Raw genomic sequence first — 11088 nt, 5'->3', positions numbered from 1 at the left:
TTTAAAATTAAATAATTTAAATAAAAAAGTCATTTTTCGTTGTAGGAAAATATTAAATTTTTAAATAAAAGACATAATTAATTAAAATTATAATTTGCTATTAGTATCTTTTTAAAAATATTTACAATTATTTTAATAGGTTATGCAAGAAGTCTAATATTAATTTTWTTAAMATTGCAAAGTTATTAAAAGGTACTTCGGAAGCGGTATTGGGAGTTACAGTGCAAGTTAATATTCCTTATGAAGTGCGATTTAAAGGAATGCAAGCGAGGGATAGCATTGAACCTGTAGTAGTTATAACTAATAATTTAGAAATTTTAAGAAATATTCAAGATAAATTAGAAGAATATTTTCTTAGTTTTATTGACAATATTTTTAAACCACTAGATTATAAAATTATTTGTACGGAAGACTTGTTTTTTAACGATATTGACCCAGATTTCTTAGTTTGGTCATTTATTAAAGAAAAACTAAAAAAGGAAGAAATTAAATTTTATGATAATGTTCGCTCAACCCTGACAAATAATATGAATAATAAATTCTTTTATATTACGAGTCACTTATATGAAAGTGAGTCTGTGTTGGCTTGAGCGGGAGAGGGGTATCCTGAAAAAAATTGACAGTAGAAAACTTTTTAAAATTTTATAAAAAAATATGCCAACAGATGGTGATTATTATATAAGGAGCATTCTATACAATTTTAAGCCAAACCAAAGTAGAATTGAAAATTTACCATTTCCAAAACCAAATAGTGCAATATTTTTTAAAACAAAAATTAGAGTTTTAATTGGGAAAGAGAAAGTTGATTTATATTTACAGGAATTTGCGGAAATAGTAATAGATTTTTGACATTATTATAAATTAGAAACATGGAAGGATAATTATCGTTTGGTTTTTAAGATGCGGCAAAATGAGTTTGATGCATTAGTTAAAAGTGCTAGTGTTTGAGAGCAAAAAGTAGAAACAAAGGATTTTACGCCAATTTTTAGACCCATTTTTAATTTTTTTAAAGAAAAATATAAATGAGATTTAAATTCTAAGTTCAAGATATACCTAAATAACCACGGAAATCAAAAATATAAAATTAATTTAATCAAAAAGCAAGGTTTTTTTGTTGTAGAAGTATTTAGACCATGACTAAAAACATTTTTTCCCTTTTATACGATAAATTTTGGTTATAATTCTTTTGCTTATAGTTTCTTTATTAGACCTAGCAGTAAACAAGTTATTAATGATAGTGACTTTGTATTTTTACAGATGCTAGAATTTAAGGTTGGTTAATTTTTATAAAAATAAATTAAATAGTAAAAAAGATAATTATTGAAGAAATTAATAATATTCCAGCAATGATTAATAATATTTTTCGTGTTTTTTTAATTATTGCTTCTTCGTCAGTTAAAGTGGATTGGTAACGGCGACGATGATCATTAAAGTAAGCTGCGGCTTGCTTATTTTTATATCAGTCTAAAATTAATCAGATTAATAAAATTAAAACAAAGAAGCTAACAACAATTCATTCTGTTTTTTTGATAGCTTTAAAGGCAAAAATTCCTAATAAAAAACTAATTCCAAGTAAAAATGCACTAGTTAAAATAGCAATTAAATAATGGTATCAAGTAATTTTTTTTAGTTTTTGATAAGTTTCTAATTTTATTGTTTGATTATGGTATGTTTCTTCAACAATTTCTTTAACTTCTTTTTCATGAATTTCTTTTTCTTCACGTTTTAATTGATGTAATTCTTTAAAAATATTTTTCTTTTTTGCCATTATTTCCCTCACATTAATATTTTTTAAATTTATTATTAAATTATATTGTATTTTTACAAAAAGTAAAATATAATTATATAATATAAAATTATATTTTGTATAAAGTACATTATTTTGAATAAGTTATTTTAAGCACATTATTTTATTAAAATTTGATAAAAGGGACATTTTATTTTTCCTTAGAACTAGGGAGGGAAAAAATATATGAAAAATATTAAAAAAGAGAAAGATATTTCTAAAACCAATTTTGATATTAGTAAAGAATATGATAACAAGTTTGTTAATGTTGATTTAGATTATCAACAAGCAAATAAACGAACATCACTTTTTACTGAAATGAAATATAAAATGGCAATTTTTAATCATCACTGTCGGGAGTTTTTTGATCGTTTTCCATTAATAGGTTATTCATTAAAAAGAATCTTTTTTGCAATTATTACTTTATTGCTAGCAATTTGTGTAATTTTTATTTTATTGCGATTAGTAACTCCCGATGATATTTATATTAAAGACATTGATATTGATAAATTAAATATTTTACCAGGTACACCAGAATATAATGCTTTATTGGAGCAAAGAATGAAAATTTTTGGAGTATATGGCTCAATTTGAAGTCAATTAGGAACATATTTACGAAATATTATGCCTTTTATTAAAAAAACAATAATTATTAATAGTGCTTTTGATCCAATAACTGGTGAATTAGTTGGTGAAAAAGTTACAACATGATTTTACTTAGGAGTTGTTTTTTCAACAGCAGTAGCACAACCAGGAGAATTAGTGTCAGATATCTTTGCACGAGCAATTCCGTATTCATTTGGTTTTGGGTCAGTTGCAGTGTTATTATCTTATTTAATTGGTGTGCCATTAGGAATCATTGCGGCAAAAAATAAAGAACGTGGTGTTGATAATACCATTAATGCTGGGTCAATTATCTTTTTAGCAATTCCACCGGTTGTTTTAGTCGTAGGGATTTATTTAATTTCAATTAATGTTTTTTATGCTCATGGTTTATTTAGTTCGGGAACTTTTGATACTAAATTTTGACCAGTATTTGCAATTTTTTTAATGATAACACCACCAATTGTTATTAATACAAGACGATATGTTATTGATGAAATGACTGCTGATTATACTAAGTTTGCCCTATCAAAAGGAATGACTAATCGTTATATTTTCTATATTCATATTTTCCGTAATGCGGGGATTCGAATTTTTCGTTTATTACCAGCAGCTTTTGTAACAACAATTTTTGGGGCAAGTATCTTTGCTGAACAAAATTGAGCAATTCCAGGGATGAGTAAATTTATTGTCTCGGGTGTTGGAAACAAGGATTCCTTTGTTGTCATGGGATATATTCTATTAACAGCAACGGCTGGAATTGTTACTAGTTTAATAGCCGATATTATGATGGCGATATTAGATCCACGAGTAAAATTAACAAAATAAAGAGAGGAGAAAAGATGATGCGAAGAGTTACAGATGAAGAGTTACTTGATTTTCAAAGTTATGATATTAATAATTTAGATCCAAGTTTATTTGAAATTGTTGGTCCTCAACTAGAAGAGAATGAACGAATTTCAACGAAATCATATCGTTATTGAAAAGTAGTTGGTCAAATTTTAATTACTAAAAAAACGTTTATTGTTTGTTTATTATTATTACTTGCAATTATCTTATTAACAGCGATTGTCCCAATTGGTAAAGTTGCGAACCCATTACCTGCTGATTTACCAATTCCTAATTATCAACAACCTTTAGCTCCAAATGCAACTTATTTATTTGGGCTGGGGATGAATGGTGAGAATTATTGAGATAAAATTTGAATTGGAATGCGAACAACCTTATTATTTACATTAATAATTGCCTTAATTCAAATTTTAATTGGTGTTATTGTTGGTTCAATTTGAGGATTTTATAAAAAATTTGATATTTTATTTATTGAAATTACACGCTTTTTAAATTTAGTACCAACACTAATTTTATGATTAATTATTATTTTTGCTTTAGGTAAAACAATGCCCGTGATTATTTTTGCCGTATCACTTACTAGTTGAATTACTTTGGCAGAGGTTATCCGAGTCCAAATTATTTTAGTCCGAAATACCGAATATAATCTTGCTTCAAAAATGTTAGGAACATCTGGACCAAAAATTGTGACAAAAAATATTATGCCACGAATTTTACCATTAATTATTCAAACAGCATCCTTTGCTGTACCAATGGCTATTGCAATTGATTCAACATTAAATTACTTTAACTTTGGTTTTGTCCAAGGACGTGAAAATACAACATTAGGATTTATTTTAAATGAAGTATTAGCATCTAGTAAGTGACAAGATTATCCACATTTATTAATTATTCCTATTTGTTTTATTGCTGGAACATCGGTTTTATTTTTCTTATTCGGAAAAGTATTTGCTGACTCATTAGACCCCAAAAACCATTATAAATAAAAATAACGTATTAAAAGGAGATATTGCTTTATGGAAAAAGAAATTGTTATTTCAATTAAAAAATTAATAATAAAATTTAAAACTCGTGCCAATGTTTTAACTGCTATTCGAAATATTTCTTTTGATATTTATGATGGTGAAACATTAGCAATTGTTGGCGAGTCGGGGAGTGGTAAGTCAGTTATGACGAAAACATTTACTAATATGTTAGAAAGTAATGGCTGAATTAGTAATGGTTCAATTGTTTATTCGCCTTCAAAAAATATTTTAGCGGATGATTTAGCGTATTTTCGAAAACCAGTTCATTTAGTTGATTTCCATAAAATTTTATTAGATAATAACTTACAAAAAAATATTATTAAGTATAATAAAAAATGAATTATTAGAACAACACAAAAAATAAAAATGATTAATAATTTGGAATTAACTAATTTGCAAACAGCAATTATTGATTTACAAAATAAAATTGAAGTGTTAAAAAAACAAATTAGTTTTAGTCATTCAAACCGAATTAATAATAAAATAGGAAAACTTAATGCACAATTAAAGGAATATAAAAATGAACAAGAGATGTTGTTAAATCCTGAATTAAAACAAAAAAAGATTGAATTTTTACAAAATCGAATTGTTGGTTATAAGAATGAAATTGACAAAATTAAAAAATTAACTTGAAGTGAAAAACGATTATTAGGGAAAAATATTCAGTTTTTAAAAAATTATTTTGAGCAAGAAATTATTCCTTTGCCAACAGAATTTAGTAAAATTCAAACTTATTTTAGTAAAAAAACTTATACCGATGGGATTCGCTATCGGATTAACAAATTAAATCAGTTAATGGCGAGTGGAAAACCATTGGATGCTGCTAATTTTTATAATGTATATGAAGAATGAAATTTAATTAAAAATTTTGAATTTATCAATAAATTAAAAGCGGCAAAACAAATTAGTAAATTACGTGGTCCAACAATAGCAACAATTTTCCAAGATCCAATGACATCGTTAAATCCATTATTATCAGTTGGCTTTCAAATTTCAGAAGTATTACGAAAACATCGTAAAATGTCACGAGCAATGGCAAAAAAAACAGCAATTGAATTACTAGAAAAAGTTGGAATTCCAAAGGCTAAAAAGCGTTATCATGATATCCCAAGAATGTATTCGGGTGGAATGCGCCAACGGGTAGTTATTGCAATTGCTTTAGCTTGTCAACCAAAAGTTTTAATTTGTGATGAACCAACGACAGCCTTAGATGTTACAATTCAAGCACAAATTCTGGATTTAATTAAATCATTACAAAAAGAATATAAATTTACTGTTATTTTTATTACCCATGATTTAGGCGTTGTCGCAAATATTGCTGATCGGGTTGCTGTAATGTATGCTGGTCAGATTATTGAGTATGGAAAAGTGAATGATATCTTTTTTGATCCAAAGCACCCTTATACTTGAGCGTTATTATCTTCTTTACCACAATTTGGTCAAAAAGGGGAAGACCTTTATTCAATTCATGGTTCACCACCATCATTATATGCAAAAGTATACGGAGATCCATTTGCTCCTCGTAATCAACATGCGATGAAAATTGATTATTTATTAGAACCACCAATGTTTAAAGTAAGTGAAACACATTATGCAAAAACATGACTATTAGATCCACGAGCTGCAAAAGTAACAAAACCAAAGCAATTACAACAGTTAGAACAAATTAAAAATGATACAAAGGTAGGTGATTAAGATGAACAAAAACGAACAAGAACAGTTTATTATGGTTCGCGATTTGTTAATTCAATTTCGCCAAAAAAATAAAAAAGTAAATGCAGTTAAAAGGGCAAGTTTTGATATTTACCGTGGAGAAATTTTTAGTATTGTTGGTGAGTCGGGAAGTGGTAAGACAACGATTGGCCGTGCCATTGCTGGTGTGCAACCAATTAAAGATGGAACCATTTATATGGATAAGCATTTGATTCGGGGAAAACCACCACAATTATATAAAATTAATTTAGATATTAATGAAAAATTGCGATTATTACGAAATAATAATATGTTATTAAATAAAAATTTAAGTAACTATATTAATAATTTAAAAATTAGTTATTATCGTTATTTTGAAAATAAAAAATATGTTGTTAATACGAAAGAATTAATACCCTATACAAATAAGCAATATTTAATAACAACTGACCTTGAATTAAAGAAAGTTGATTTACTAAATTTTAATCATAGTAACAATCATTTTACATTAGTAAAAGAAATGTATGAACATAATTTAATTTTATTAAAAGATATGTTAAAAGCTTATCAACGAATTTTTCGTTTTATGGATAATTTGCATGAATGAATGCCATCATTATCTCTTGTCCTAGAAGAAGAAATCAAAGGTCGTGTTCGCGGAAATATTGAAATTATTGAAGGAAATATTTTATTAGGGCATCAAATTTATAAAGTTCTTTTAAAATTAGAAGAAAATCGTAATGCTCTAAAAGAAAACCTTGTATTAGAACAAACACAAAAATATTATGATGCTTCTTTTGAACAATTAGCAAATTTATTATCAATTCATACTAAATTGTTAAATGAAATTCATTTTTTACATAAAAATCAACGGGCAGTTTTTATTCTTTTTGTTCCGAAGGGAAAACGAAAAAAATATATTTTAAGTTATAATAAACGTTTTAATGTTTTTAAAAATGATTTTGAAAAGACATATTTACAGGAATTACAAAAATTGGAATTAGAATCGCAAACAAATCCACAAGCAATTATTGCCTTACAGCAAGCATATCAAACCAGTGCTTTAATGATAAAAATTGCAACAATAGATATGGCAAAGACATTAAATGAATTAGCAACCACGTCTAATTTGAAAACAAGTTTAGCAACATTACCAAATAATGAATGAAAAGAAGGATTAATGACTTTGATTAAGAAAAGTGCAATAGTAGAACAGCAACAAATGATGCTTGCTGATTTATCATATTTAGCACGACATGGGGTTTTTCGTGATCAAACAACAATTAAATTATATTATCAATGAGTAGGTAAGAAGTATAAAACTTCAGAATTGGACATTATTGCTTCTAATCGTTTATTAGATTTATTAGATTTACCATTAATTGATGAAATTGTTAAAAATGCGGAATTGTTTAAATTACCCACAAGGCGAGAAAATCGTTTACAAAAGAAAAAAATTCAAATGATTTTTCAAGATCCATCTTCGTCATTAAACGATCGAATTTCAGTTGAAGAAATTATTGGAGAAGGGTTAACAAATTTTCCTGAATTATATCAAAATAATACTGCTCGCCAGTTATATTTAACTTATTATAATAATAATTTAGGAAAAAATGAAAAACCATTAAAGTTAGAGCAAATTAAAGATCGTGATGTTAAACATTTCTTAATTTTAAACATTTTAAAAGAGGTTGGATTATTACCAGAACATTTATCACGTTATTCACATGAATTTTCAGGAGGACAACGACAACGAATTGGTATTGCTCGGGCATTAATTATGAAACCACAATTTATTATTGCTGATGAACCAATTTCAGCATTAGATGTTTCAATTAGAGCCCAAGTTTTAAACTTATTAAAAAAATTTCAACAACAATATAATTTAACTTATATTTTTGTTGCCCATGATTTATCGGTTGTTCGGTTTATTGCTGACCGAATTGCTGTTATTTATCATGGTCAACTTGTTGAATTAGCAAACGCTGAAGAATTATTTACTAATCCATTACATCCATATACGCGTGCATTATTATCAGCAATTCCGTTACCTAATCCAAATTATGAAAAAGAAAAAGTTCATTTTATCTATGAACCAGAAAAAGAACATTGAGATTACTTATTTGATTTACCAGAGTTTACTGAAATTAAAACGGGGCACTATTTATTTGGGAATTCACGTGAAATTGCTGCAGCAAAAGCTAAACTTGCTATGGCAGTTGGCAGAAAGGAGGGGTAACGATGTTTAAAAAGAAATTGGCATTTTTTGCTAGTTTTACGGCAATAACAACAGTAACACCATTAGTTGTTTCATGTGGAATTAGTTTAGATTTGTTAGCAAATCGTTTAATTACCGATAATTTTTTTCGTTCTATTTTTAAATTCCCCTTAACATCATGATCAAGTGCATCAACAATGTTAATTGAAGATAATAAAATTTTAGCTGATGTTCTTGGAACATTAGTAGCAACTGATAAATATAATCGTAGTTTCGGTGATCTTGCTGAGCAAAAAGATAAAACATCAAAATATGTTGGAATTCCTAATGCTGATCAAAGTGAATGAAAATATAAAATTTCACCACAAGCAAAATGATTTGATTATCAAGGTAATTTTCAACGGCAAGTTAAAGCTAGTGATATGATTAATACTGCTAAGTTTGTTTTATTTCCAAATAATTTATCGGCAACATCAGGATTATGACGAACTTTTATTAGTGGGGCACAAGAAATTTGAGAGTATTTTCAGGCAGGTAATTATCAACCAGATTATTATAATGATCCAAATTGAAAAAAATTAGGAATGACAATTAATGAGGCTGATGATGAAATTACCATTAAATTAACAAAGTCAGCAGAATATTTTGATACTTTAATGACTTATTTAGCTTTTGCACCATTACCAGAAAAGGCGTTACGACAAGGTTATAATTATGGGACCAATTATAAAAATATTTGGTATTCAGGAGCATATTTAGTTGAAAAATATAGTTCAACTTCACAAATTTTATTGCGAAAAAATCCTGCTTATCGACATGCCAAATTAACATACATTGATAAATTAAATTATACTTATTTAGCAAATAATGATGTTTCGCGTGAACGTGTTTTATTTGAATCAGGTGATGTTAATGATTTTCTAGTTGAACCAACAGATAGTAATGGTTGAAAGAAATATGTTGGTTCTAATCCTGCTAATCCAATTTTTAGTGGTGCGTCAAGTATTATTAATCCTGATCCAACAACATATACAATTATTCATAATTATGCGAATAGTGATATTTTAAATTCAAACCCAGTTCGTGCTAAGCAAGCATTAAATGCAAGTAAGGCGTTACAATATGATAAAGTTCGAAAATATTTAGCAACCCAACTAGACCGTAGTAAATTTGTTAAATATTATTCCGAAGCCCTAGATGATTCACCAACTTCCAAGTTTTTACGAAATGTTTATACTGCACGTTATTTTGTTTATAATGGGGATGTTGATTATGCGTCATATGTTGAAGAAGCATATGCAAACCATTTTTTAGATGGTAATGCAATGGCTGCCAGCCAACTATTAAAAGATAGTAGTGATGCTTTATATCATAACAAAGATTTATTAAAAAATGATGATAATATTTTAAATGATATTCGCACTTGATTACAAACAAATATTGGTGCTTCACAAGTTGAATTTCGCTTTTTAATGAATGGAGCATACACATTAACAATTAATAAATTTTTATTGAATATGATTGACTCATTTAACGCTGAAAATGATGTAATTAAAATTATTCCAGATATTACTGTTGATGCTACAGAATATGAAACCCGTCGTAAAAAAGCCGATTGAGATATGCAAGCAGGAGGATGATCACCAGATTATGCTGATCCATATACTTACTTACGTACCTTTTCCTTAGGTGGTGATTTACAATATTATTTTGGAACTTCACGGATTTTTAGTGACCTAAAATTAACGAATAACCTTGCACCAGACTATGCAACAGTTAAGGATCAATTGAATAATCCATATTGAAATCTTTTAAAAAATACAACAGCAATTGAAAATTTTTATAATGTTTTTAAAAATTATACTAACCAAATTGCGGCAAGTGATGAAATTACTGATCCCGTTCGCTTAGCTGATCGTTATCGAGGTTTTGCCGAAGTTGAATTTAATGCTATTTATACTAATTTTATGTTTATTCCAGTTTATGTTCCAAATGGATCATATCAAATTCGAATTTCATATGTAACACCACGAACACAAGTTACAATTGGGTATGGTAGTTCAAAATATAAACATTGAGGAATGGTTTTAAATCCGTACTTACTAACGACACAAGAACGACAAATTATTGAAAAACGTTATCAACAACAATTAGAAATTATTCAAACTGATTATGCGGCGTTTAGGGAAGATTATTAATATGAAAAAGTTGTTAACATCTTTTACGGCTTTAATGGTTATTAGTGTTCCTGCGACTGTTGTCAGTTGTGTTAGAATGGAAACGCGTGATCGTAGTAAAATTTCGTTATCTTTATTTAAAAGTGAATTAGCTTTAATTTTTGTTTTTGAAACACAACAACCAACCACAAAAGTAACTGAAACGATATTTCAAAATGCAGTTTATGATGCATTAGAAACAAACGAATATCATGGTGAAATTCCAAATGCGGAATTAAAATTTATTTATTATGACAAGGATGGCATTTCAAAATCGTGAACTGATTTACCTTGACAACCACTAGCAAGTGGCGGTGCAAAGACAGCATTATTATGAGTACAAATTATTGCTAATAAGAATAGTATCCATTTTGCAGATAAAACTGATATTATTTCGATAACATTATATCAAACCCAACCACTTGCATTAGATACCATTACATCTAATTATGAAGCGAAAGTGTTAAAAGCCTTACCAGTTGAGAATATGATGGCTTATTTTGCTATCTTAAATCCAACATTTTATTTCTCACCCCGTCATTTTGCAATTACTAAAACAACTGATTATGTTATTATTAAGGCGTTATCAACTTCAAATCGATATCGTGGTGAAAATCGTATTAATATTTAGGTTACCTTACAATTTTATAAAATTAAAATATTTGGAGAAAATTTGTTTAAAAGAAATTTTCTCCTTTT

At 27.6% G+C, this 11088-nt stretch carries 9 protein-coding genes; 8 read left to right on the top strand and 1 reads right to left on the bottom strand.

What is annotated here, in order from left to right; all coding sequences use genetic code 4:
- Window positions 1-221: 221 nt before the first annotated feature.
- Window positions 222-626: a hypothetical protein gene (locus EHV01_RS01185; protein WP_422065847.1), complete on the top strand. Its 405-nt coding sequence runs from the start codon at window positions 222-224 to the stop codon at window positions 624-626.
- A gap of 28 nt (window positions 627-654) precedes the next feature.
- Window positions 655-1281: a hypothetical protein gene (locus tag EHV01_RS01180; protein ID WP_422065846.1), complete on the top strand. Its 627-nt coding sequence runs from the start codon at window positions 655-657 to the stop codon at window positions 1279-1281.
- A 16-nt stretch (window positions 1282-1297) separates the two neighbouring features.
- Here the strand turns inward: EHV01_RS01180 and EHV01_RS01175 are convergent, their stop codons facing one another.
- On the bottom strand, window positions 1298-1768 hold the full coding sequence (locus EHV01_RS01175) for a hypothetical protein (protein ID WP_422065844.1): 471 nt from the start codon (window positions 1766-1768) through the stop codon (window positions 1298-1300).
- Between the two features lie 204 nt (window positions 1769-1972).
- Here EHV01_RS01175 and oppB point away from each other — a divergent pair, with 204 nt between their 5' ends.
- From oppB to EHV01_RS01145, 6 genes are read left to right on the top strand one after another with little or no spacing between them, the layout of a single operon-like run.
- Window positions 1973-3217 carry an oligopeptide ABC transporter permease OppB gene (oppB, locus tag EHV01_RS01170; protein ID WP_422065843.1) on the top strand — a complete coding sequence of 415 codons (1245 nt, stop codon included), beginning with the start codon at window positions 1973-1975 and terminating at the stop codon, window positions 3215-3217.
- Between the two features lie 14 nt (window positions 3218-3231).
- Window positions 3232-4224, top strand: coding sequence for an oligopeptide ABC transporter permease OppC (gene oppC / locus EHV01_RS01165; RefSeq protein ID WP_415745711.1), 993 nt, complete (start codon window positions 3232-3234; stop codon window positions 4222-4224).
- A 30-nt stretch (window positions 4225-4254) separates the two neighbouring features.
- A complete protein-coding gene (gene oppD, locus EHV01_RS01160; RefSeq protein WP_422065842.1) occupies window positions 4255-5958 on the top strand; it encodes an oligopeptide ABC transporter ATP-binding protein OppD in 1704 nt (567 codons plus the stop codon).
- A 1-nt stretch (window position 5959) separates the two neighbouring features.
- Window positions 5960-8194, top strand: a complete 2235-nt coding sequence (gene oppF, locus EHV01_RS01155; RefSeq protein ID WP_422065841.1) for an oligopeptide ABC transporter ATP-binding protein OppF — start codon at window positions 5960-5962, stop codon at window positions 8192-8194.
- 2 nt (window positions 8195-8196) lie between these two features.
- On the top strand, window positions 8197-10371 hold the full coding sequence (locus tag EHV01_RS01150) for an ABC transporter substrate-binding protein (protein WP_422065839.1): 2175 nt from the start codon (window positions 8197-8199) through the stop codon (window positions 10369-10371).
- Window position 10372: 1 nt separating this feature from the next.
- Window positions 10373-11020 (top strand): hypothetical protein, encoded by a 648-nt coding sequence (locus EHV01_RS01145; RefSeq protein WP_422065838.1) that lies wholly within the window; start codon window positions 10373-10375, stop codon window positions 11018-11020.
- The last annotated feature ends 68 nt before the right edge of the window (window positions 11021-11088 follow it).

Origin of the sequence: Spiroplasma sp. hy2 (assembly GCF_044714365.1) — a bacterium.
Taxonomy (GTDB): domain Bacteria; phylum Bacillota_I; class Bacilli_A; order Mycoplasmatales; family Mycoplasmataceae; genus Spiroplasma; species Spiroplasma phoeniceum.
The sequence above is the reverse complement of the archived record's forward strand: the minus strand, read 5'-3'. Positions and strand labels throughout refer to the sequence as shown.